This window comes from Acinetobacter sp. BIGb0102 (assembly GCF_003815055.1).
Lineage (GTDB): Bacteria > Pseudomonadota > Gammaproteobacteria > Pseudomonadales > Moraxellaceae > Acinetobacter > Acinetobacter vivianii.
Genome location: NZ_RKQE01000013.1, coordinates 269,072 through 292,688, shown reverse-complemented (window position 1 = coordinate 292,688; position 23,617 = coordinate 269,072). Strand labels below are relative to the sequence as shown.

The following is a 23,617-nucleotide window of genomic DNA, read 5'->3' as shown; positions in this document are numbered from 1 at the left end:
CGTAGAATAGCCCGAATAAACAGCAATTTTATTCTATAAATTTCATTCAATCGCGCTAACCTGACATGATGCAAAAAATTCAAAGGAGGTCGTGATGTCGCGTAGACCTCGGGAACAAGTTGATTACTTACACCTAGAAGAACTGGGTGGTCTGGAAATGCTGAAAGCAAGTTACTATCAGCAGGAGTTTTCACGACATGTTCATGAAGGATTTTGTATTGGTGTGATTGAAGAGGGCGCACAACGCTTTTATCGTACAGGTGGCAATCATGTGGCACCACAGGGCGATATTATTCTGGTCAATGCCGATGAAGTGCATACGGGATCTTCGGCTGTAGACACGGGTTGGCGTTATCGCGCGATTTATCCGACGCCTGAAGTATTTAATGAACTTACTCGAGATCTGACTACTGTCCATGGCACTGCGCCGTGGTTTCGTGAAGCGGTCCTGCATGATGAAGGTTTGGCTCAACAATTCCGCATATTATTTGATTTACTTGAACAACCGAATAATACCTTATTAAAACAGACCTTATTCTTGTCTACGATTGCATGGCTGGTGTCCAAATACAGTCAGGTCAAACCGCATGTGACCGACTTGAGCAATGCTAAGCAACGAATCCTCAATATTAAAGAACTGATGGCAAGTATGCCTGAGCAAGAGTTTTCCTTGGCTGAGCTGGCAGAAATGGCCAATCTGAGCCAGTGGCATTTCTTGAGACAATTTAAAAAGCATGTCGGATTGTCACCGCATGCATGGTTGGTACAGGCGCGTTTGCAGAAATCCCAAAGATTGTTAAGACAAGGACTGAATTTATCTGAAGTGTCACAGCAATGTGGTTTCTCGGATCAAAGTCATTTTAGTCGTCATTTCCGTCAGACCTTTGGTATTACCCCCGGCGGTTATATTGCCTATCTCAAATAAAACAGCAATTTTATACAATTCTCCTGAATCAAAATTTGGCATAGTCATACCGTCTTTGATCAACGATTGTGATTTTGATGTTAACTGACAGCGTAACTGATGACACATCCATGACCGTAACGCGGGCATTTTTAAATGGTGTTGTCAAAATATTACCGTTGTGTTTTGCCGTGTTACCGTGGGGTTTACTTGCAGGTTCTATGGCAATTCAGGCTGGGCTAACCACCTTACAGGCGGTGGGGATGTCGGCGTTGGTCTTTGCAGGTGCAGCGCAATTAATGACTTTAGGTTTGGTGATGGCAGGAACACCTGCTTTAACGATCATCATTTCTGTCTTTTTAATCACGACCCAGCATTATCTATATGCACTCTATCTCCGTGAAGATATTTCCAGACAGCCTTTAAAGCATCGTCTCATGTTGGGCTTTTTACTGACCGATGAACTCTTTGCAGTCAGCATTAAAAAACAGCAGCACTATATTTATTACTTGCTGGGTGCAGGCAGTTGTTTTTATCTATGCTGGGTCTTGTTCAGCCTGTGCGGTGTATTGTTGGCAGCTTCGGTGCCCAATCTGGATCAATACCATTTAGACTTTTCTATTGTTGCTACCTTTATTGCCATCGTGATTCCATTTATTAAGAACCTAAATACGCTGGTCGGTGTGTTGGTATCCGTGATTCTGACCGTCGTTTTCTTGAGTCTGGGCATTAAAAGTGCAGCGATCTTGGCTGGTGTGATTGGCATGTTGACGGCAACCTGTTTACAGAATCTGCGGGAGCGTGCGGCATGAGTTGGTTTCTTCTGATTATTCTGGCAATCGTCGTATTCATGAATCGTTATATTCTGCTGGAACCGAATATTCCATTACGTTTGCCGAAATGGTTCCAACAGTCTTTACAGTATTCTGCGCCGTGTTTATTGACCGCGATTGCAACACCGATTGTGTTTATGGATGAGCATGGTGCTTTTCGTAGCACTTTACTCAATCCCTATTTTCTGGCGACGCTGCTCACGATTGTAATTGCCTACAAGGTGAAGCATACCTTACTGACAATTATCTTGAGTCTGGCCTGTTTTTACGGATTGGTATTTTGGTTGCATTAAACGCTTGGGCTGTTAAATAAAATGCCCAAGCGTTTCATTTCTGGAATTAGCGGGTGGTATAACCGCCATTTGCGAAAATGGTTTGGCCTGTAATCCACCAGCCATCTGTCACCAGAAAGCGAACCAGAGGTTCAATATCTTCAATTTGGGTCAGGCCTCCTAAGGCTGATGCAGACTTATGATAAGCCACGGCTTCTGGTGCTTCCTGACCATAGAAAAATGGCGTATCCATTGGGCCAGGTGCAACCGCAGTCACCGAAATGCCACGCTCGCCAAACTCTTTCGATGCAGCTCGGGTGTAGTGTTCTACTGGTGCTTTTAAGCCTTCATAAGTTGAATAAAGGCCCGTATAGGCAGCAAGTAAACTGGTCACAATGGTACAGATTTTTCCGTGCGGATTGAGATGACGACCTGCGGATTGAATAAAGAAATAAGCAATTTTATTGTTAATATCGTTCATCCTGTCAAACTCTTGTTCCGTGGTGTCCAGATATGCTTTTTTCAGGACACGCCCAACGGTATTGATGGCAATATCAACGCCACCAAATTCTGCTTTGGCTTTGACAAAGAGTGCTTCAATATTCTGGATATCGGATAAATCTGCTTGCACCAAAATTGCTTTTGCTCCGAACGCTTGCACGGCCTTTAAAGTTTCTTCTGCATCCGCTTGCGTTGCTGCGCTATTATAATGAATGAGTAAGTTTGCACCTTGTTCAGCAAATTTACGTGAAATTAAGCCACCTAAGTTTTTGGCACCGCCCGTAATCAATACGGTTTTTCCTTTTAGAGCATGCTTTGACATTGATTTATCCTCGTTTTGTTTTGTATGAAAATCATGCTAATTGAATTTTTTTGTTTGAAATAGTTGTTAGGATTGAACTGATTGTGCAACAAAGTTGAATAATAAAATGGATAAGATTGACCGCTTAAAAATCTTTTGTTTAGTGGCAGAGAAGCAATCTTTTGCACAAGCTGCATTGCAACTGGGGTTGCCACGTTCTAATGTGACCTACGCAATACAAGCGCTTGAAAAAGAATATGAAGTGCTATTGTTCTATCGCACTACGCGCAAAGTATCTTTAACGCATGAGGGGAGTCTGTTTTATGAGGAAGCGATGCGTCTGGTGACGCAATTAAAAGAGCTAAATCGGTTTAAAACTCATGTGCGTAGTGCAGAAGGCAAGATCAGTATTGGCTTACCCAAACGGTTGGCGACACAGGTATTGATTCCTCACTTACTACATTTTTATCAGCTCTATCCCAAAGTCAAAGTGTTGGTCAATGGCAGTGATGATTTTTCCAATTTGATTGAGCAGCAACTCGATTGTGTGGTGCGGGTTGGGCAGGTGCAGGATGAATATCTACTGATTCGGCCCATCACACAGACCCACATCTGGACATTAGCAGCACCGAATTATCTATCCGAATTTGGTGAACCGAAGGACTTTGAGGAACTCCAGCAGCATTACGCTGTGGACTATCATGTGGCGAAACATTATCGGGAATGGAGTGAATTGGTATTTCGGGATCAGCGAATAAAAATGCCGTATCGTTTATTGATTGAAAATACCGAAGCCTATATTCAGGCAGGCTTAGCAGGGATTGGTATTATCCAGATTCCTGAATTTGATGCTGCACCATATGTACAACAAGGACGATTACAGCGCTTATTTATCGAAGTCCCAAGTTTGCAATTGCCAGTGAATATTTTGTTGACGGACCGTCAGTATCGCCCTAAATATTTTCAGGATTTTATTGAATGGCTGGATGAATTATTAAAAAGTCAGCTTTAGGCAATCATCTCAACTTTTATCTGAATAAAGTTAAAATGTTCAGACAATAAAAAAGCATACCGAAGTATGCTTTTTATTTTGGCAAGAATTAATAAAGGCCCAACAAGAAACCAACACCTAAGGTGAAGAAGCTAAATAGCCAGATCCAGCCAAACGAGTAGCGTAAGTGACGTCCCATATCTGTACCTGCAAGACCCATCGCAAGCCATGTTGCGGGTGAGAATGGGCTGACAAATGTTCCTGCGTTATTACCAATCGCCATGGCATAAACCACTGAATCAGCGCTTACACCAGCTGTTGCAGTCACTTCCTGAACAATTGGCAAGAGGGCAAAGTAGTAAGCATCGGTGCTGGTAAATAGATCCATTGGAACACCCAATATGCCGACCAAAATATGCAGGCTACCGACCCAAGTCGTTGGTAAAATATGAATCAAATCCAGTGCGATGGACTTTAACATGCCTGATTCTGAGAGAATTCCCAAGAAAGCACCCGCCGCAAAAATGATTGCAACCATGCTTAATGCCTGAGGTGCATGACGACTAATCACCGCCATTTGTTCTCTTGGTTTCGGGAAGTTCACCAGTAAGACCAGTGATAATGCAATCATAAAGACATAGGGCGCTGAGAACAGACCAAAAGCCAGACAGATTACTGCAACAACCACCAAGCCGATGTTAAACCAGAATTTTTTAGGTTTCACTTCTTCTTGTACATCTTCAGCCATGTCAGCTGCCATGCAGTCTTGCTCAAAAGGAGTGGTTCCTAACGCTTGCGCAGCCAGAATACGTTTCTTTTCACGTAAACCCATCAACACTGCAAAGCCCATCATACCTACAACCCCGATGATCTGAACAGGAATCAGGCTACGCCAGAGTTCAGCAGCTTCAATACCCGTTACCGCAGAAGCACGGCCTAGCGGGCCACCCCATGGCACCATATTCATGATGCCCATACTGCCAGCCATCAATAAAAGCATCAGGTAAGGACTCATACCCAGTTTGCGGTAGAGCGGAAGTAAAGCGGGAATAATAATGAGAAAAGTTGCTGCGCCAGAACCATCCAGATGGACAACGGCAGCAATCAGGGTGGTCATCACCGCAACAATCACCACATTGCCGCGGGTCATGCGCACCATGTTCCGGATCATTGGATCAAAGACATGTAACTCTTTTAAAATACTGAAAAACAAAATGGCAAATAAAAACATGGTGGCCACTTTGCTGACTTTTAATAGCCCTGCTTCAAAGAAACCAGAAATCTCGCTAATAGAAAAACCAGCAATTAAAGCCCCAATAAGTGGAACAATCGACATTGCGACGATCGGGCTGGTTTTGCCAGACATGAGTAACGCGACAATCGTTACAATAATTAGAATACCTATCAGCGTAAGCATTATTTACTCCCTTAAGCCGTAACTTCTTGCCATAAAAAAAGTGTTAAAAGTACACCAAAAATAAAAAAATAAAGCGCCGTCCATTATGCATAAAATCTTAAAATAAGCTTAAATTTAAGAAGAAAAACTGCACGAAAAGATGAATAAATGAACAATTTGTTTAATTTATTGCAAAAATAGACTTTAAATGATGGGCAAAACTATCTGAAAAGTGGATAAGTTATCAGCATTTCCTTATTCGTATAATCAGGAGATATAGTCGAGTTCTTTGTGATGAAGTTAAGGATTATTTTTTTAATAACGACCTATTTTTTAGAACATCTGAATCAAAGCAAGTTAAAGATTTTGACATTATGAATTCTTTGCTTTAAAAATTAGAGTAATTACTCTAATTTGAGAAATGCAATGCAAATTGGCCGACAAATATGGATGACACGGACTTCAGGTGATTTAGCTTTAAGAGACCGTTTGGCGTTACTCAGCCATAGCTTATTTCCTGTCATTCAACAAACAATTAAAAGCTATGCCTTAGCACATCGTGACAAGGTGGATAAACAGCATGAGCTGAGTATTGAGGATCTCACATTACCTGATAGCGCAGATGTGCTACATGCCTTAGATCAAATGCAATCTTGTAGTACTGCGGCTTTACAGAATCATTGTCTTCGAACATGGTGCTATGCCAGTGCCTTTGCCAAAATACACCAACACCCATGTGATCATGAACTGTTAGCTGTCTCCTGTCTGTTACATGACTTGGGGATGACGGCACAATATGATCAGCATCATGCAGATTGTCGTTGTTTTGCTGGACAAGGTGCTTATGCTGCAAAAGACTGGTCAATTCAACAAGGTTGGGAAGAAGGACGCGCTGATCAGCTTTTTGATGTGATCAGTATGCATATGAATCCATATGTTGGACTTGAGGAAGGCGTTGAGGCTCATTTATTACAACAAGCTGCTAGTTGTGATGTGATTGGAAGCCGTGGCTTTGAGTTTTCAAAACAGTTTAGACAGCAACTGCAGCAAAAATATCCTCGTCTCGATTTTAATCGGATCATGATTGAATTTACGCAACAAGAAGCACATAAACGGCCCCAATCCCGTACTGCCATGATCGTACAGAGCGGTTTTAAACAGTTAGTGAATTTAAATCCTTACTTGGAATAAGCCAAAATAAAAAAACCACTCTTGCCTAAACAAAAGTGGTTTTTCAGTATTTCGACTCGAATTTATTTAGTGGTCATGTTCCAGATATTCTGGTTTCTTCGGTAATGCCCAACTACAGAAGAAGCAGATTGTCAGCATGATAATCACATAAATAAAGAAGATATTTTCAATGCCTGCATCTTTAAAGAGTAATGCAACCGAAGGTGCTGAACCACCAAACAAGGCATTACCCACTGCATAAGAGAAGCCAACACCTAAGGCACGAACATGTGGAGGGAACATTTCTGCTTTCACCAAACCACTGATCGAGGTGTAGAAACTGAGCAGCATCATCAAGAAAATCAGTAATAAGGTAATAATGACAGGCGAATCAACAAAGCTTCGCATACCTGTCACCATCACTGGATAGATAAAGATTGCGCTGAGTAAACTGAAAGCCAGCATGGAAGCACGACGGCCAATTCGGTCTGAAAGCATACCAAACAAAGGTTGCGCCAACATGAAGACAAACAATGCTGTTGTCATGATGAAACCAACGGTTTTGCCATCCATACCAATGTTGGTCAGGTAAGTTTTAGAATAAACAGTAACAACATAGAAAGTTAGTGAACCCGCAGAGGTATAACCCACTACCAGCAGGAAGGTTTTCCAGTGCTGTTTAAGTAAGGCAACTAAACTACCTGATTCCTCACGTTCCGCATCTTCATGCGATAAGGTTTCTTCTAAACGACTACGCGCCAGTAAAGACAAGATTGCAGCAATACCACCAATCACGAATGGGATACGCCAGCCGCCATCATTCAATTGCTGTTCAGTCATAAAGCCAAGCAAGATAACCCCGAGTAAGCTTGCGAGTAACTGACCGCCTGAGAGTGTGACGTATTGAAACGAAGCAAAGAAACCACGTTGTCCTTTTAACCCCAGCTCACTCATGTAGGTGGCTACCGCACCATATTCTCCACCGACAGAAAGACCCTGCAATAAGCGAACCATCAGGAGCAAGAAGGGTGCCCACATACCGACTTGATCATACGTTGGTAATGCCGCAAAGAGGAATGAACTCAACGCCATCAGACAGATAGAAATCACCATGGACTGTTTACGACCGCTACGGTCAGCGATACGTCCAAATAACCAGCTACCAATTGGACGCATAAAGAAGCTAGCAGCAAATACACCCCAGACATAAATCGCTTTCGTGGTTGGCTCCATATCTGGCGCAGTTAATGCATGCGTAAAATAAGCAGCAAAGACGGCATAAATATAGAAATCAAACCATTCAACCAAGTTCCCTGATGCCGCACCGACAATACCTTTGATGCGACTTCTTTTTTCTTCCTTGCTATATACCTGACTCATATACGTTCCTTTTCAACCAAGCAAGATTCTGTAACTGAATCTTTACAGAATGTTATATACCGCTAAAGAAGCATGAAAATGACACTATTTTGTATGCTTTTTATGAATACATTTTTATATGCGGAGAATATGCGTGATTTTGAGCTAAATCATTGACAGATATAGGATGTCAGAATGGTCAATGTATAGGTTTTAATCTTTTAAAAAGCAAATAATTGAGTACTACACAGGGATAATACTTTTAGCTCTCTCATTTAATTTGTGTAAATGGAATGTAAAAGAACTATTTTGGTGCATAGCATTTGCACTATTTCTTTGAAATTAATTGAATGGCTTTGTGGAGATTAAATCTTGGTCAATACATTAAAAATGGATATCCTCTAATTAGGTTATAAACAGGCCGAATCGTTAGGGCTGGTGATTAAATCAGCGAAGCTGTGGATAAGTTTTGGTTTATACACACGCTTAATCGTTCTTTTTATTGGGTGTTTTTTCATCAGTCTGTCATTTTTGCTTTTTAGCATAAAGCCACCTTTGATAATGATATTGAAAAACAATGAAAAAAACATCGCTGAGTTTGATGCTTTTGACATCGCTAACACTAATAACAGCTTGTTCCGATGGAGATAATGGACAAGATGGCTTGAATAGCTTGGTCAAACAAAGTCCATTGGCCTTAGGCAATGATGATTGCTGGAGTGGGGGAACCCGTTTTGAAAGTGGGTTAGATAAAAATCGAAATGGCCAGTTAGATGCTGATGAAGTGCAGCAAAGTTCGGTACAGTGTGGCCCCAATTTATTTGCACAAGGCAGTGTTTTGCCTTATCAGGTATTAGGTCAATATCAGGCTAATGGTACGACCATTGATAGTCCATTTTCCATTCGTCAAGGTGGCTTTGGCTCAGATGTAGCCGCACATCCAAGTAACAAAAAGCAGTTCTATGCCCTGACAGATCGTGGACCAAATGCAGATTACGATGATGGTGTACATGGGGCAGGCAAGATTTTTCCACTTCCAGATTATGTGCCTAAAATCGGCCTGTTCGAGGTACAGGACGATGCTTCAGTGAAGTTGGTGAAAACCATTTTATTGAAAGACCGTAATGGTAAAAATATTAGTGGCTTACCGAATACTGCGGCACTTGGCGGAACAGGTGAAACACCGTATGACATCAATGGCCGTGTGATTACGGTAAACCCAGACAAACCTTATGATCCTGTCAGCAATCCGATCAAGTTAGATGATTATGGTCTGGATAGTGAAGGGCTTGCCGCTTTAAAAGATGGCACATTCTGGGTCAGTGATGAATATGGTCCACACATCGTGCACTATGATGCCAATGGCAAGGAAATCGGACGGATTAATCCATTTCCGAACGATACGCGCAATGTGTTTACTTTACCGCAAGAATTTAGCTATCGCCGTGCCAACCGAGGCATGGAAGGTTTAACCATTACCCCAGATCAGAAAACTTTGGTGGGTATCATGCAGTCCACAATGGACTTGCCAACTAAAGCTGTAAATAAATCGACACTGACACGTATCGTGACCATTAATCTGGAAACAGGAAAAGTTGGACAATATCTGTATCGTCAAGAGATCGAGGCCAACTCGAACTCTGCGATTGTGGCAATCAATGAACATGAATTTTTAGTGCTTGAGCGAGATGGAGCATTCTTAAAGGATGAGCCAAATATCATGAAGCACGTTTATCGTATTGATTTACGTAATGCAACTAATCTGGAAAGCATCACCGTCCAAGGCGATATTCAGCAAGACCCGAAACTTGGTTTAACCATTGCAGGCAAAACACTGGAACAGTATGTTCTGGCGCAAGGGTGGGACAAACTTCAGGCTTTAAATATTCAGCCTGTAAGCAAAACACTGGTGCTGGATATGGCAAAACGGGTGAGCTATGCACATGACAAAATGGAAGATTTATGGCTGATTGACCAGCACCATTTAGGTGTCGTGAATGATGATGACATGGGATTATGGAAGAACAGTAAAGGTCTGGAAGCAAAATACCTCGATCAGGCACGAACACGAATTGATGCATCCACTTTATATGTCATCGATAAACTGAATCTTTTTAACCCATAACTTGCAGCCCCAAGATGCAACGCTTTGGGGCTTTTTTATCGTATTTTTGCAGGTCATAACAACATGAAACATAAACAAAAAATGCTTGGTATTTTGGTTGTCGCGATGATTTTGCCTTGTATTACCCATGCAGTGCCTAAAGTCACAAGCCGTGAATACAAATTATTATTAGATCCGAATAACTTTAATTATGGAACGGAAGCAAGTGATGTAAATCGCTATTTTACCCAAGCAAAAACGGTGATCGAAAACAAGATTAGCCGTACAGTGACAGGCACTATGGGACTGGATGCACAGCGTGAAATCCGGTTTTATGACACACAGGGAAGCTGCCCGCTGAATAGTATGGGTTATAGCCTGAGAGAGCGGATTGAAAATGGTGCCAAAGAAGTCACATTGAAATACCGCGGCTATGATCATTATATTACTGACTTTGAAGATCTGAGCAGTAGTGTGGCAGGTGCAAAAACCAAGTTTGAAGATGATATTACCCGTAAGGATAATCTTGGCTTTTTAGTGGCTGCAAGTAAGTCGACAACTGTTTCAACCACACGGACGTTGAATGACTTTGAAGATATTAATACCTTATTTACAGGTTTTAAAAATAATTATAGTTTTAGTAATACTCAGGCCTTACAGGTGGTGAGTGGTCTAACCATTTATGAACGTAAGTATGCGGGTCCGAGTATTGATTTGGGAGAGTTCGATGCGGATATTGAACTCAGCTTATGGTATACGCAGATGCCTTATAGTGGATTAAAGCCTGCTGTGGCAGAAGTTTCATTTAAGTATGCAGATGCCAATGGCAATTACACCAAAAAAGTAGTGTCGCGTGCAGCTTTAAGTTTTGCTGCTTTAAAGACACTGACACAATTTAATGCATCGAGCTCAACTGCGACAAAAACACAATTTGTCTATGATTATCAGTCAGGTTTCTGCCAATAACACATAAAAAAACCTCCCTATCAGGGAGGTCTTTTATTTGACGAGATTACCAGTGTTCACCTGGGAACAAGCGGGCATAAGCACGTTGAACCAGATTGAGTTTCTCTTGTTTGCCGACAGAAGCGGTAGAGCTCGGGAACAGGTTATAGCCAATAGACATGAGGATATTGTTGACATCTGGTGCAATCGCATAAGTAATCGAAGCAAGGCGACCTAAGTTGGTTGCGATTTTCTTCGGACGTTTTACGATGGCATAAGCAATCAGGTCAGCAGCTTCTTCTGGTGAAAGCGTTGGCACATATTTATAAATCTTGGTTGGCGCAATCATTGGTGTGCGTACCAAAGGCATATAAATAGAGGTAATTGCAATTTTATGTGAATGCACTTCAGCAGATAAACAACGGCTAAATGCATCTAAAGCCGCTTTTGATGCAACATAGGCCGAGAAGCGAGTGGCATTGGCAAGCACACCAATCGAGCTGATATTAATGATCTGACCATCTTTGCGTTGCATCATGTGCGGCAAGATGTTGAGAACCAGACGAACTGCACCGAAGTAATTTAACTGCATGGTACGTTCGAAGTCATGGAAACGATCAACCGATTCATGTACGGCACGACGGATTGAACGACCTGCATTATTTACAAGAATATCAATATGATCGACCGCAGCCAAAATTTCTTTAGAAACCGCATCAATTGATTCCATCTCGTTGAGATCACATGGAAAAACAGAGGCTTTTCCACCTTCAGCTTCGATTTCTGCTTTTACCTCATCTAACTTCTCCTTGGTGCGAGCGAGCAATAAGACGTGGGCACCTGCTTGCGCAAGATATTTTGAAACCGTTAAACCAATACCACTTGATGCACCAGTGACAATGATTGTTTTACCGTCGACTTTTTGCTGAAAAAGTTTTTTGAGTTTTGCATTCATGTAAGTATCCTACATTCATCACGAATAATGCTGTTGTGTGCAATGCTGTCCTATATCGCTTAACACTGCAATTTATTTTGGTCTAATATTAACCGATCTTTTTGGTTTGTCTAGTGTAAATATCTGAAAAATAATAGATTTTTTAGAGTAAAAACTCTAAAACAAGGTCTTGTATTAGTTGAAAAAGCAATCATATTTTTAAAGTTTTGCACAAAAAATAAGCCCCTGTTCTGGGGCTTATTGATTTCATTAAAATTAAACTTGGGCAAGGGCCTGTTCAAGATCTGCAATCAGGTCATCAACATGCTCTATCCCGATCGATAAACGGACTAAATCCTCACTGACACCCGCTGATTTTAGCTCCTCTGCATTGAGCTGGCGGTGGGTTGTGGTTGCAGGATGACAAGCCAGACTTTTGGCATCACCGATATTGACCAAACGGGTAAATAACTGCAATGCATCAATAAAGCGAGTACCGCCTTGTAAGCCATCTTGTACCCCAAAAGAGAGGATGGCAGAAGGTTTACCTTTCACATACTTTTGCGCCAAATGATGCTGTGGATGATCTTTGAGACCCGCATAATTCACCCATTTTACTTTTGGATGTTGTTTTAGATATTCAGCAACTTTTATGGCATTTTCAGTATGACGTTCCATACGCAGATTCAGCGTTTCAAGTCCTTGCAAGATCAGGAACACGCTGAGCGGACTGATTGCAGCCCCTGTATTGCGTAACGGCACCACACGGGCACGAGCGATAAAGGCTGCTTCGCCTAAGGCTTCGACATAATTGACGCCGTGATAGCTTGGATCAGGCGTATTCAAAGCCTTAAAGCGCTCAGGATATTTGCCCCAAGGGAATTTGCCACTATCGACAATTACGCCTCCGATGCTGTTGCCATGTCCGCCAATATATTTGGTTAGGGAATGAATCACGATATCTGCACCGAACTCGAAGGGCTTTAATAACGCAGGGGTGGCTACCGTATTATCAACAATCACAGGCACGCCGTATTCATGTGCAATCTTGGCAATGGCTTCAAGGTCGATAATATTGCCGAGTGGATTACCAATCGACTCAACAAAGACCAGTTTGGTTTTGTCGTCAATAATCTGGCGTAAGGCCTCTGGATTTTGATAATCGAAGAAACGCACCTCAATGCCTTGTTTTGGTAAGGTATGTGCAAATAGATTGTAGGTTCCACCATATAAGGTTGAGACCGATGCAATATTGTCACCTGCTTCGGCAATGGTTTGAATCGCGTAGGTAATAGCAGCCATGCCTGAGGCTAAAGCCAAAGCGCCAATGCCACCTTCCAGTGCTGCAATGCGTTGTTCGAGCACGGCAGTGGTTGGGTTCATAATGCGGGTATAGATATTGCCCTGAACTTTTAAGTCAAATAGATCTGCACCATGTTGTGTATTATCAAAGGCATAAGAGGTCGTTTGATAAATCGGCACAGCCACAGCTTTGGTGGTGGCTTCTGGTGAATATCCCGCATGAATGGCTAAAGTTTCATCTTTATAGGTCATGATTACATCATCTACGTGAGTTAAATAATCATCGAGTCTAGCCTATATTTTATCCAGAATGGTGCATAAATTTTGCGCTCTATAGTGTTTTTAGTGATATAGCAGGGTTGATCCGAAGCAGATGAATTTTTTATCCACTGTAAATCATTCAGGCCTGTAATGTCTTGAAAAAGAAAATCCTTTGTTGAAGCCAAACAAATGCCAACTTAACTTCAAGTCAATGGGGTTTCAGCGTATAATATGCCAGATATTTTTTCGCTTATTTGCGATGTACTGGTTTTTCAATTGAGGAGTCCTGCGTGGCCCAATATATTTATACGATGAACCGAGTGTCTAAAATGGTTCCGCCGAAGCGCGAAATCTTAAAAGACATCTCTTTATCATTTTTCCCAGGCGCAAAAATTGGTGTGCTTGGTTTGAACGGTGCAGGTAAGTCAACCCTTCTCCGTATTATGGCTGGCGTAGATAAAGATTTCTCAGGTGAAGCTCGTGCACAACCAGGAATCAAAATCGGTTACTTAGAACAAGAGCCACCACTTGATCCAACTAAAGACGTTCGTGGTAACGTTGAAGATGGTGTACGTGAAGCACTTGACGCTTTAGAACGTCTTGATCAGGTTTTTGCTGAATACGCTGAACCAGATGCTGATTTTGATGCGCTTGCGAAAGAGCAAGAAAAATTAGAATCAATCATCCATGCATGGGATGCACACAACCTCAATAACCAGCTTGAAATTGCTGCTGATGCATTGAACCTTCCAGCATGGGATGCCGATGTATCATTGCTTTCAGGTGGTGAGCGTCGTCGTGTTGCATTGTGCCGTTTATTGCTTTCTAAGCCAGACATGTTGCTTCTAGACGAACCGACGAACCATTTGGATGCTGAATCAGTATCTTGGTTAGAACGTTTCTTGAAAGATTTCCCTGGCACAATCGTTGCGATTACGCATGACCGTTATTTCTTGGATAACGTGGCTGAGTGGATTCTTGAACTTGACCGTGGACATGGTATTCCTTACCAAGGTAACTATTCTTCTTGGTTGGAACAAAAGAATGCCCGTCTAGAGCAGGAACAGAAACAAGAAGAATCTTTTGCTAAAGCATTGAAAAAAGAACTTGAATGGGTTCGTTCAAATGCCAAAGGCCAGCAAAAGAAAAACAAAGCGCGTATGGAACGTTTTGAAGAGCTTAACTCTAAAGAATTCCAACAACGTAATGAAACATCTGAAATCTACATTCCACCTGGCCCACGTTTGGGTAACAAAGTTGTGGAAGTGGAAGGTATCAGTAAATCATTCGATGGTCGCTTACTCTATGAAAACCTGACTTTCACTGTACCTCCTACAGCGATCGTGGGTATTGTTGGTCCAAACGGTGCGGGTAAAACTACTTTATTCCGTATGATGACTGGCGAACAGCAACCGGATACGGGTACTGTGACTTTAGGTGAGTCAGTTAAAGTGGCTTACGTAGGTCAGATTCGTGACACCTTGGATAACAACAAAACGGTTTGGGAAGAAGTTTCTGGCGGTTTAGATATCCTGAAAATTGGTGATTATGAAATCGCATCACGTGCTTATATCGGTCGCTTTAACTTTAAAGGTCAAGATCAGCAAAAACGTGTAGGTGAATTGTCAGGTGGTGAGCGTAACCGTTTACAACTTGCGAAGATCTTGCAGATGGGCGCAAACGTGATCTTACTGGATGAGCCATCGAACGATTTGGATATCGAAACTTTACGTGCACTTGAGGATGCAATTCTTGTATTCCCAGGTACAGTCATGGTGGTATCGCATGACCGTTGGTTCCTTGACCGTATTGCAACGCACATCTTGTCGTTTGAGAACGAACAGCCAGAATTCTACACAGGTAACTATGCAGAATACGAAGCTTACCGTCAGTCACGTTTAGGTGATGATGCATCTCAAAAACGTACAAAATACAAAAAAATTACGGGTTAATCTTCCGTGAATAAAAAACCAGCCTTCAGGCTGGTTTTTTTATATTCATTAAAAGTTGGGTAGATCGGCAGGGTATATAAAAAAGCCAATACTCGACGTTTAATTATTAAATTCACCACGTAAGTCAGACCACATCAATGATGGAACAACGGTAATCACATCGAAAGTCATTGCAAATGGATACAGCACCATGCGGGTCGCCTTTTTCACAGGATGCTTTTTGGTAATTTTATTTTCCTGTTGCAGAATAATTGGATAAGGTTGTGCCAGTGCCTTTTCAACTTTTTTAGCTTCTTGCGCCTGATAGAGTTGGCCTTTGAAGAAAATATTGATATACGGATAAGGCGCTGTCTGTTGATTGTGAATAATATTAAAATTTTGTCTAAAGCCTAGAGACTTTAATAAATCCTTTTGCGCGTCATTTAAATCTACCATACGCGTGTTATAACGAATCTGTAATACGCCATGAAAATGACTCGGATCATCCATCGTCAGTACCAGTGGGGAAGGACTGGTCAGACTCCGTTGATCTGCTGGAATCGCATGTAGTAATTTGGACAGCTCAGCGCTACCATCGGTCATTAAATAATTGAAATCCTGACCTATAAAAACAATACCTTGTTCTTGCTGATTCTGAACAGCCTGACCTAAAGCAAGGATTTGATCTTTTGCTAAAGTGATAGTCTCGGTTCGTGTGGTTTCATTGGGAAGTGCTTGTGAAAGCAATGTTGTGGCACAAGCACTCAAGTTTAAACAGGCGACAGCAATCAGGGCAGAAAATAATTTATGCATTATGGGAACTCAAATCAGAAATTCATTTTTCTAAAGAAAAAACTTTTTTAAATCAGTCTTAAATTGACCGAACATTGTTTTGTAATTTTATTACATTGGCATCGCTTGCTATAGTGCCTTTGTGCAATTTACTGTAATGGTGCGCTGTTGCAACGTTCGATCGTTTTTATGACCCTCTTGCTAAGCTTGTTCATGTTCCAAGGTTTCTGGAATGTGGCGGCAGCATTTTGCGCGCATGAAAATTCGGGCCAGTATAGTGAACTCAACCATTTTGGGCATCATGCTCCTGAAAAGAATCATGGTTCTGCGACGCATTCATCTTCTATTGTTCAGGATGATGCGAATGTCGCCTCATCTTTAAATTTGCAAGATCATCATGATCATTTACCATCTTGTTCTTATATGGTGGTGATGCAAACCCAGCAATCTTGGAATGACCCTGTTTTGCGGTCGCATGAGATCGAACACAATTATGACTGGTCTAACGCTTACCAGTCGCCGCACTTATCCGGATTAAATCCGCCTCCGATATTGACCTCGCTATAAGTGAGGTAGCCTAAAAATAACTCACTGGAAATATATCTATTTCACGGGGTTATTTGTCCTTAATCAAATGCTTGGCAGATCTTAACTTGTCTCGATAAATCGTAGCTTCTAGAGACATGCCGCATTTCTTGCAGCGGTTTGGAATCAGGCGTTTGTTGAAGATGAATTCACCCTCACTCCATTTCTCATTAACGGAAATGGAACATGAATCAACAGATTTAAATCAGGTGAATGTTATGTCTATTAAATTAAATACAGCGCTATGTTTTTTGGTTTTATTCGTTTCAGCAAGCTGGGCCAATGCAGATGGTGGTTTGATTTTTCTGGAAAAGAATCTACAGGCTCAGCAACAAGCCAAAGCCAAGCTAGAAAATCATATTGAGCATAAGCAGTGTAAACAGACGTGTAAGTAATTTATTTTAATGGGAATGGAAGCGGCTGAATAAGTTTGGTCGTTTCCTGCTTTTAAGCTGTGATCGCATTATGATTTCGCCTTAAGCTGGGATTTTGTAGTTAAATTAGAACATGTAATTTTATTACATCTGCTTTACTTGCTATAGTTCATCCGAGCAATTTTTGTCTAAAGAGTAAACTTTGCGTCGTTCTACTATTTTCATCACCGTCTTGCTGAGTTTGTTCATGTTTCAGGGTTTCTGGAATGTGGCGGCAGCTTTTTGTGCGCATGAAAAGTCGGGCGAGTACAGTTCATTCAATCATTTTGGACATCATGTCCCAGAAAAGTCTCAAGTTTCTGCTCAGCATGCTGTTGTTATCGACCAAGATGCTTCTGATTTACCGATGCCTTTAAGTTTGCAGGATCATCATGATCACTTGCCTTCCTGTTTTCATGTGGTGGTAACTGAAGCCCTGCAACAACTGGATGAACCGATTTTACGAATGCATCAGGCAGAACAAAAATATTATTGGTCTAACTCGTATCAGTCCCCACATCTCTCTGGATTAAATCCGCCCCCTGTATTGACCCCGCTATAGGTGGGGTAGCCGAAAAATAGCCCACCGCAACCTTATTATTTGCGGGGCTTTATATGTCTTTAAATCTAAATCAGCGTATCTATGCATTGCAAAAAAATGCATCAGACAATCATGCGCATTCATCCTCATTTAAATGGTCAGCGTTAGCATTTGCACTAATAGCTGCGCTTTTTAGCCAATCTGCAACAGCAGCGTCTTTGCTTGATGTCAATCATGCTTCGACCCCAGCGACACAGCGGAATGTGAATTTTGAACAAGTCTTGCAAGATGTGAAACAGCATCAGGCAGGTATTGGTGTCTGGCAAACCCAGCAAAGCATTGCCGAGGCCAATGTTAAACAAGCACGTTTATGGACAAATCCCAGTATTTCAATTCAGCAAACTGATTTTCGCTCAGGGAAAGACAAGGAACTGGAATTTGGTCTTTCACAAAAGCTTGATGTTTTTGGCGAACGTCGCGCAGCGGTGAAACTCGCTGATGTGCAAGCCTCCCAAGTTGGTCTGAATCAAGAGCTATACGATGCGCAACTCGAATTAGCTGTGAAATATTTGTGGTCACAAGTCGTGGTTCTTGAGCTAGAGCATGACGTTGTTCGGGCACAGCTAAAAACCAGTCAGGCGACTTTGGATGCGACACGTTTAAGACTTCAGGCGGGGAGTATTGCACAGGTCGATTTAGACCGTACCTTGATGGCACATATTGAAAATCAACGGTTATTTCAGCAAACCGAACTGGCGCTGGCGACAGCAAAGCGTCAACTGGCAAATCTATGGGGTAGTACGGACAATCGTTTCTCTGCTCAGGCAAGCAATGTCTGGCCGCAACAAAAAGATTTGCAAGCTTATGTGCAGAACAACTTATTTGAGCGAGCGATTCAGCTCGATATTGTGCGACAAAAAGCCAATATTGATTATTTAAAAGTTTCTAACCGACCAAATCCGACGGTCAATTTAGGCATGGTGCAAAGCAAAAGTGCGGAAACCAATTCAACGGATAACAAGTTCAGAGTCGGCATTGATATCCCATTGAATATTTTCAATCGCCAACAATATTCATTGCGCATTGCCAACGCAAAACAGGATTTGCTGGTCAAGCAGCAACAGTTTTATAAGAAACAAAACCTAAATGCCATTCAGACCTTAAGTGCAGAGTTGGCTGGCCTGAAACAACAGTTTGATCTGGTGAATCAGCGACAAATTCCATTGTCTGAAACGGTGCAGGAAAAAATGCTGCTCGGTTTCAAAGTGGGTAAATATGCCATTACCGATGTGCAGCAAGCCACCATGCAACTGCAAGAGCAACGCCTGAATAAAGTGCAGTTACTTAAAAGTGCATGGCAGAAACAGATTGAGGCAGAGAGTCTGGCACTGGGTATAGAACCTGGTGTGGTGAGTTCAAGCGATGCCTTAAATCAGATCAATCAAAACCTTTGGAAAGAGACCAGTAACCTTCCCGCTGTTGTAGGAGCAGAATAATGTCGACGAATCAATCTAAGAAACAGTGGTTTTGGGTCATCCTTGTCATGGTGGGCGGTTTGGTACTCAGTGCACTGCTATTTTTCTCTGGAAAAAATAAAACAGGAGAGGATGCAGCAGCTTCAAAGGAGCATGAGCATGCCGAAGGCGAAGAGGGGGGGCATACTGAGGGGGAAGCAGGACATGGTGATGAAAGTGAGGAAGGCAGCTTAAATCTGACACCAAAACAGATGACTGAATATGGCGTAAAACTGGCTCAGGTGGGTGTCGGAGAAGTAGGGCAGCAATATGCATATCCTGCGAAACTGGTGCCAAATACCGATCAACAAGCCCATGTTTCTGCAACTTTTGCGGGACGAGTAGAAAGTGTCAATGCTGCACTCGGCGAACAAGTAAAGAAAGGACAGGTTCTCGCGACCTTGTTTATTCCGGAACTGGTGGATCAACAAGCCAATTTAAGTATTGCTCAGGAAGCCTTAACGCTTGCCCAGCAAGATTATCAGCGTGAAAAGCAACTTTGGGAACAAGGTGTATCTGCACGTCAGGATTACCAGCGTGCTTATAATGCTTATCGCCAAGCCCAGATTCAGGTACAAGCAGCCCGTAGTCGTTTATCTGCTTTAGGCGCATCCAGTGGAAGTCAGGGACGTTATGTGTTGACCGCGCCGCTAAGTGGTGTTGTCAGCTTGAAAGATATTGTGGTGGGTGAGCAGATTACGCCAGATAAGCAATTGTTCGTGATTGACCAGCTTGATCAGCTTTGGATTGAATTTATTTTACCAAGCGTGAATAACATCAACATACAGCCAAACCAGCAGATCGAATTTAAGTCACTGCAAACCAGCAATACGTTTAAAGCACAAATTCAAACCTTAACCACAGCGGCAGATACTCAAACAGGACGTTTACAAGTACGCGCCAAAGTCCTCACGCCTGCCAAAGAACTACGACCGAACTTGATGGTTAATGTTCTTTTGGATGGTACAGAGAAGAACCCCGTCCTGCGTGTTGCCAAAGCCGCGATTCAGCAGATCGAAGGTAAAACGACTGTTTTTGTAGCCAAGCAGGAAAAAGATAAATTGCATTTCACCCCAACCCCTGTACAACTGGGCAATTACTCAAGTGATGGGCAATGGGTCGAAATTCAATCAGGCCTGACTGAAAAACAGCAATATGTCAGTCAAGGCAGTTTCCTTTTGAAATCTGAGATGGAGAAGGGAGAGGCCGAGCATGGACACTAAAGATAATTTAGGACTTCCACCTGCGGAAGGCCTATTTGACCGTATTATTCAATTTTCCATTCGCAATGCGATTTGGGTGATGCTGTTTGTGGTGGCATGGATTGGCGTCGGGATTTATAGCTATCAGAAACTTTCCATTGATGCCGTTCCTGACATTACCAATGTGCAGGTACAAATCAACAGTCAGGCAGGTGGATTTACTGCGCCCGAAGTTGAGCAACGGATTACCTATCCGATTGAAAATGCCATGTCTGGGATTCCAAATCTGGAGCAAACCCGTTCGATTTCCCGTTATGGTTTATCCCAAGTTACGGTGATTTTTAAAGACGGTACGGATATTTACTGGGCGCGTCAGTTGATCAATCAACGCTTGCAAGAGGCCAAAAGTGCCTTGCCTGACGATATTGATCCGCAAATGTCGCCGATCTCCACAGGTTTGGGCGAGATTTATCAATGGGTAGTCAAGGCCGAACCGAATGCCAAAAAGGCCGATGGTACGCCATATCAAGCGATAGATTTACGTGAAATTCAGGACTGGATTATTCGTCCTCAATTACAACGCGTCGCGGGTGTTGCCGAAATCAATAGTATTGGCGGTTATAACAAAACCTATGTAGTTTCTCCTGATCTGAAACGTTTGCAACAACTGCAAATTCCCTTAACTGATTTGCAAACGGTGTTGTCTGAAAATAACGAAAACCGTGGTGCAGGCTTTATTGAGGAAAATGGGCAGCAACTTACCGTTCGTATTCCGGGGATGTTGAAGACCGTTCAGGATATTGAAAATGTCACGGTCAGTACCAAAAATGGTTTGCCGATTCGTGTAGCCGATGTTGCAACGGTTTCGATTGGGCATGATCTTCGAACAGGTGGTGCGACCTATAACGGTGAAGAAACGGTACTCGGGATCGCGATGATGATGATGGGCGAGAACAGTAAATCTATCGCTCAAGCATTAGATCTCAAGATGCAGGAAATCAAACGTTCATTGCCTGAAGGGGTAGTGATCGAAACGGTATATAACCGTAGTCATCTGGTGGATAAAGCAATTAAGACGGTTGCCAAGAACCTGATTGAAGGCGCAATTCTGGTCATTGTGATTCTGTTTGTGTTCCTTGGCAATTTCCGAGCTGCATTGATTACTGCCTGTATTATTCCGTTGTCGATGCTGTTTACCCTAACAGGTATGGCAGAGCAGAAAATCAGTGCCAACCTGATGAGTTTGGGGGCACTGGATTTTGGGATTATTGTCGATGGTGCGGTGGTGATTGTCGAAAACTGTATTCGACGCTTGGCTGAAGCACAGCACCATAAAGGCCGATTGCTCACACGTTCTGAGCGTTTTACCGAGGTGTTCTTGGCAGCGAAGCAGGCGAGACGCCCGCTGATCTTTGGACAAATCATCATTATGGTGGTGTATTTGCCAATTTTTGCCCTCGCTGGTGTAGAGGCGAAAATGTTCCATCCAATGGCGATGACAGTCGTATTGGCATTGATTGGAGCCATTATTTTATCGGTGACCTTTGTCCCTGCGGCAGTGGCTTTATTTGTCACTGGCGAAGTGAAAGAGAAAGAAAGTCGCTGGATGGCTGCACTGAAACGTAATTATGAGGCCTTACTGGATAAAGCCTATGCTTTCCGTTATGTCGTGGTCGCTGGTGCAGTGAGCATTTTGATCCTCACGGCTGCGATAGGTTCTCGTGTAGGAAGTGAATTTGCACCACAACTCAGTGAAGGTGACTTTGCTTTACAGTTAATGCGTGCGCCGAGTACAGGCATTGAGGAATCGCTCAAGATTCAGGAAAGTGTTGAGAAGCAACTCCTTGCAGAGTTCCCTGAAATTAAAGCGATCTTTGCGCGTACAGGTACTGCGGAAGTGGCAACAGATGTCATGCCGCCGAATATTTCTGATGCAGTGGTGCTGTTAAAGCCCCGTGATCAATGGCCTGATAAGTCGGAAAGCATTGATGAACTGCGCACCCGAATGTTGGCTTATGTGGAAAAAATTCCGGGGAATAACAGTGAATTTTCTCAACCGATTGAACTCCGTTTCAATGAGCTGATCTCAGGTGTGCGTAGTGATATCGGGGTGAAGGTTTTTGGCGATGATATGCAGGTATTAAACCAAGAAGCAGAGAAGGTGGCTCAAACGCTCAGAACGATTACAGGGGCGAGTGAAGTCAAAGTCGAACAAACTGATGGCTTACCGCTGCTCAATGTCGATATTGATCATGCACTTGCTGCACAATATGGCTTATCGGTCAAATCCATTCAGGATCTGGTTGCCGCAAGTATTGGTGGACAAAGTGTTGGGCAGATTTTACAGGGTGACCGTCGTTTCGATTTTGTGGTGCGTTTAGATGATGTAATGCGTACGCCACAGCAGTTAGCCATGTTGCCGATTCAGCTCCCGAATGGCGGTCTGATCAAACTACAAGATGTAGCGAAGGTTGAAAATATCTTGGGGCTGGCACAGTTGAGCCGTGAAAATGGTAAACGCCGTGTTGTGGTGACCACCAACGTTCGAGACCGTGATTTGGGTTCATTCGTGGGTGAAATGCAGCAGAAACTGGCACAGCAAAAATTACCAAGCGGTTATTGGCTCGGCTATGGCGGTCAGTTTGAAAATCTGGCTTCTGCCAAAGCCAGAATGCAAATCGTTGTGCCACTCGCATTGCTGATGATCTTCATCTTGCTAATGGCGGTCTTTAATAATTTTAAAGAGAGCTTATTGGTATTTAGTGGTGTGCCATTTGCCTTGTCTGGCGGCTTGGTTGCGCTGTGGCTACGCGATATTCCATTGTCGATGTCCGCAGGCGTAGGCTTTATTGCCTTATCAGGTGTCGCGGTACTGAACGGCTTGGTGATGCTGAGTTTTATCAAGGAGTTGAGAGAACAATTTGATATTCATTATGCCACCTGGCATGGCGCCGTATTACGCTTGCGTCCGGTATTAATGACGGCCTGTGTGGCGTCGCTGGGCTTTATTCCTATGGCGATTGCCACAGGTACGGGCGCGGAAGTACAGCGTCCATTGGCGACAGTGGTGATTGGCGGGATTATTTCATCCACCTTACTGACTTTGTTGATTTTGCCTGTGGTGTATCGCTGGATGAATGAGAAGTCCTCTGAGCATTCATCAGACATTTATAAGTGAGAGGTATTGGATTAACTTTTGAAGAATCAAAAGTAACAAAAAACCCTTGTTGGTCTGACGGCACTTCAGTGATGTCGCAGACCAACGGGCGGCATTCATGCCGCTGCCACGATCGTAAATGTAGGTTAGAGATCGGATAGAGAAAGATTTTAGGACAATTCGTTGCACTTCATTCTTCATATTCATCG

At 42.8% G+C, this 23,617-nt stretch carries 20 protein-coding genes; 14 read left to right on the top strand and 6 right to left on the bottom strand.

The genetic code is table 11. The annotated features are described in order from the left end of the window. The first annotated feature begins 94 nt into the window (after positions 1-94). From EC846_RS12665 to EC846_RS12655, 3 genes are all read left to right on the top strand, one after another. Positions 95-925: an AraC family transcriptional regulator gene (locus EC846_RS12665; protein WP_004776118.1), complete on the top strand. Its 831-nt coding sequence runs from the start codon at positions 95-97 to the stop codon at positions 923-925. Positions 926-1,002: 77 nt separating this feature from the next. After that, entirely contained in the window at positions 1,003-1,716 is a 714-nt protein-coding gene (locus EC846_RS12660) for an AzlC family ABC transporter permease (RefSeq protein WP_123775363.1), read from the top strand. Continuing rightward, entirely contained in the window at positions 1,713-2,030 is a 318-nt protein-coding gene (locus tag EC846_RS12655) for an AzlD domain-containing protein (RefSeq protein ID WP_004776114.1), read from the top strand. The genes EC846_RS12660 and EC846_RS12655 overlap by 4 nt, the downstream gene beginning before the upstream one ends. Before the next feature lie 46 nt (positions 2,031-2,076). On the opposite strand, the gene EC846_RS12650 is transcribed toward EC846_RS12655, so the two are convergent. Then, on the bottom strand, positions 2,077-2,832 hold the full coding sequence (locus EC846_RS12650; RefSeq protein ID WP_123775362.1) for an SDR family oxidoreductase: 756 nt from the start codon (positions 2,830-2,832) through the stop codon (positions 2,077-2,079). A 106-nt stretch (positions 2,833-2,938) separates the two neighbouring features. On the opposite strand from EC846_RS12650, the gene EC846_RS12645 reads away from it, so the two are divergent. Continuing rightward, positions 2,939-3,823 (top strand): LysR family transcriptional regulator, encoded by an 885-nt coding sequence (locus EC846_RS12645; RefSeq protein ID WP_123775361.1) that lies wholly within the window; start codon positions 2,939-2,941, stop codon positions 3,821-3,823. Positions 3,824-3,911: 88 nt separating this feature from the next. On the opposite strand, the gene EC846_RS12640 is transcribed toward EC846_RS12645, so the two are convergent. Continuing rightward, positions 3,912-5,219: a CitMHS family transporter gene (locus EC846_RS12640; RefSeq protein ID WP_123775360.1), complete on the bottom strand. Its 1,308-nt coding sequence runs from the start codon at positions 5,217-5,219 to the stop codon at positions 3,912-3,914. Between the two features lie 405 nt (positions 5,220-5,624). On the opposite strand from EC846_RS12640, the gene EC846_RS12635 reads away from it, so the two are divergent. Continuing rightward, on the top strand, positions 5,625-6,389 hold the full coding sequence (locus EC846_RS12635; protein ID WP_123775359.1) for an HD domain-containing protein: 765 nt from the start codon (positions 5,625-5,627) through the stop codon (positions 6,387-6,389). A 66-nt stretch (positions 6,390-6,455) separates the two neighbouring features. Here EC846_RS12635 and EC846_RS12630 read toward each other — a convergent pair whose 3' ends face one another. Then, positions 6,456-7,748: an MFS transporter gene (locus EC846_RS12630; RefSeq protein WP_005260039.1), complete on the bottom strand. Its 1,293-nt coding sequence runs from the start codon at positions 7,746-7,748 to the stop codon at positions 6,456-6,458. 556 nt (positions 7,749-8,304) lie between these two features. On the opposite strand from EC846_RS12630, the gene EC846_RS12625 reads away from it, so the two are divergent. Both EC846_RS12625 and EC846_RS12620 read left to right on the top strand, forming a co-directional pair. Next, positions 8,305-9,852, top strand: coding sequence for an esterase-like activity of phytase family protein (locus EC846_RS12625; protein ID WP_123775358.1), 1,548 nt, complete (start codon positions 8,305-8,307; stop codon positions 9,850-9,852). 63 nt (positions 9,853-9,915) lie between these two features. Beyond that, positions 9,916-10,797 (top strand): hypothetical protein, encoded by an 882-nt coding sequence (locus EC846_RS12620; RefSeq protein WP_123775357.1) that lies wholly within the window; start codon positions 9,916-9,918, stop codon positions 10,795-10,797. A gap of 46 nt (positions 10,798-10,843) precedes the next feature. Here the strand turns inward: EC846_RS12620 and EC846_RS12615 are convergent, their stop codons facing one another. Together EC846_RS12615 and EC846_RS12610 are read right to left on the bottom strand one after the other, a co-directional pair. Then, on the bottom strand, positions 10,844-11,731 hold the full coding sequence (locus EC846_RS12615) for an SDR family NAD(P)-dependent oxidoreductase (protein WP_004776098.1): 888 nt from the start codon (positions 11,729-11,731) through the stop codon (positions 10,844-10,846). Between the two features lie 255 nt (positions 11,732-11,986). Then, positions 11,987-13,264 (bottom strand): O-acetylhomoserine aminocarboxypropyltransferase/cysteine synthase family protein, encoded by a 1,278-nt coding sequence (locus tag EC846_RS12610; protein ID WP_004776097.1) that lies wholly within the window; start codon positions 13,262-13,264, stop codon positions 11,987-11,989. Positions 13,265-13,563: 299 nt separating this feature from the next. Here EC846_RS12610 and ettA point away from each other — a divergent pair, with 299 nt between their 5' ends. After that, complete coding sequence (ettA, locus tag EC846_RS12605; RefSeq protein WP_004776096.1) at positions 13,564-15,225, top strand: energy-dependent translational throttle protein EttA; 1,662 nt, start codon at positions 13,564-13,566, stop codon at positions 15,223-15,225. A 99-nt stretch (positions 15,226-15,324) separates the two neighbouring features. Here the strand turns inward: ettA and EC846_RS12600 are convergent, their stop codons facing one another. Beyond that, positions 15,325-16,017 (bottom strand): hypothetical protein, encoded by a 693-nt coding sequence (locus tag EC846_RS12600; protein ID WP_123775356.1) that lies wholly within the window; start codon positions 16,015-16,017, stop codon positions 15,325-15,327. Positions 16,018-16,185: 168 nt separating this feature from the next. Here EC846_RS12600 and EC846_RS12595 point away from each other — a divergent pair, with 168 nt between their 5' ends. From EC846_RS12595 to EC846_RS12575, 6 genes are all read left to right on the top strand, one after another. Beyond that, positions 16,186-16,563, top strand: a complete 378-nt coding sequence (locus EC846_RS12595; protein WP_228200679.1) for a cation efflux protein, CzcI-like — start codon at positions 16,186-16,188, stop codon at positions 16,561-16,563. A gap of 236 nt (positions 16,564-16,799) precedes the next feature. Further along, entirely contained in the window at positions 16,800-16,976 is a 177-nt protein-coding gene (locus EC846_RS18335; protein WP_171410028.1) for a hypothetical protein, read from the top strand. A gap of 181 nt (positions 16,977-17,157) precedes the next feature. After that, positions 17,158-17,556: a cation efflux protein, CzcI-like gene (locus EC846_RS12590; protein ID WP_213071314.1), complete on the top strand. Its 399-nt coding sequence runs from the start codon at positions 17,158-17,160 to the stop codon at positions 17,554-17,556. Positions 17,557-17,609: 53 nt separating this feature from the next. Further along, entirely contained in the window at positions 17,610-19,031 is a 1,422-nt protein-coding gene (locus EC846_RS12585) for a TolC family protein (RefSeq protein ID WP_123775355.1), read from the top strand. After that, positions 19,031-20,272 (top strand): efflux RND transporter periplasmic adaptor subunit, encoded by a 1,242-nt coding sequence (locus tag EC846_RS12580; protein ID WP_123775354.1) that lies wholly within the window; start codon positions 19,031-19,033, stop codon positions 20,270-20,272. The genes EC846_RS12585 and EC846_RS12580 overlap by 1 nt, the downstream gene beginning before the upstream one ends. Further along, positions 20,262-23,429 (top strand): efflux RND transporter permease subunit, encoded by a 3,168-nt coding sequence (locus EC846_RS12575; RefSeq protein ID WP_123775353.1) that lies wholly within the window; start codon positions 20,262-20,264, stop codon positions 23,427-23,429. The genes EC846_RS12580 and EC846_RS12575 overlap by 11 nt, the downstream gene beginning before the upstream one ends. Positions 23,430-23,617 lie beyond the last annotated feature (188 nt).

Coding starts and splice junctions, on each gene's coding strand:
- EC846_RS12665 (WP_004776118.1), top strand. CDS start 95: ATGTCGCGTAGACCTCGGGAACAAGTTGATTACTTACACCTAGAAGAA.
- EC846_RS12600 (WP_123775356.1), bottom strand. CDS start 16,017: ATGCATAAATTATTTTCTGCCCTGATTGCTGTCGCCTGTTTAAACTTG.
- EC846_RS12585 (WP_123775355.1), top strand. CDS start 17,610: ATGTCTTTAAATCTAAATCAGCGTATCTATGCATTGCAAAAAAATGCA.
- EC846_RS12655 (WP_004776114.1), top strand. CDS start 1,713: ATGAGTTGGTTTCTTCTGATTATTCTGGCAATCGTCGTATTCATGAAT.
- EC846_RS12575 (WP_123775353.1), top strand. CDS start 20,262: ATGGACACTAAAGATAATTTAGGACTTCCACCTGCGGAAGGCCTATTT.
- EC846_RS12650 (WP_123775362.1), bottom strand. CDS start 2,832: ATGTCAAAGCATGCTCTAAAAGGAAAAACCGTATTGATTACGGGCGGT.
- EC846_RS12635 (WP_123775359.1), top strand. CDS start 5,625: ATGCAAATTGGCCGACAAATATGGATGACACGGACTTCAGGTGATTTA.
- EC846_RS12610 (WP_004776097.1), bottom strand. CDS start 13,264: ATGACCTATAAAGATGAAACTTTAGCCATTCATGCGGGATATTCACCA.
- EC846_RS12660 (WP_123775363.1), top strand. CDS start 1,003: ATGTTAACTGACAGCGTAACTGATGACACATCCATGACCGTAACGCGG.
- EC846_RS12625 (WP_123775358.1), top strand. CDS start 8,305: ATGAAAAAAACATCGCTGAGTTTGATGCTTTTGACATCGCTAACACTA.
- EC846_RS12615 (WP_004776098.1), bottom strand. CDS start 11,731: ATGAATGCAAAACTCAAAAAACTTTTTCAGCAAAAAGTCGACGGTAAA.
- EC846_RS12640 (WP_123775360.1), bottom strand. CDS start 5,219: ATGCTTACGCTGATAGGTATTCTAATTATTGTAACGATTGTCGCGTTA.
- EC846_RS12630 (WP_005260039.1), bottom strand. CDS start 7,748: ATGAGTCAGGTATATAGCAAGGAAGAAAAAAGAAGTCGCATCAAAGGT.
- EC846_RS18335 (WP_171410028.1), top strand. CDS start 16,800: ATGTCTATTAAATTAAATACAGCGCTATGTTTTTTGGTTTTATTCGTT.
- EC846_RS12645 (WP_123775361.1), top strand. CDS start 2,939: ATGGATAAGATTGACCGCTTAAAAATCTTTTGTTTAGTGGCAGAGAAG.
- EC846_RS12620 (WP_123775357.1), top strand. CDS start 9,916: ATGAAACATAAACAAAAAATGCTTGGTATTTTGGTTGTCGCGATGATT.
- EC846_RS12595 (WP_228200679.1), top strand. CDS start 16,186: ATGACCCTCTTGCTAAGCTTGTTCATGTTCCAAGGTTTCTGGAATGTG.
- EC846_RS12580 (WP_123775354.1), top strand. CDS start 19,031: ATGTCGACGAATCAATCTAAGAAACAGTGGTTTTGGGTCATCCTTGTC.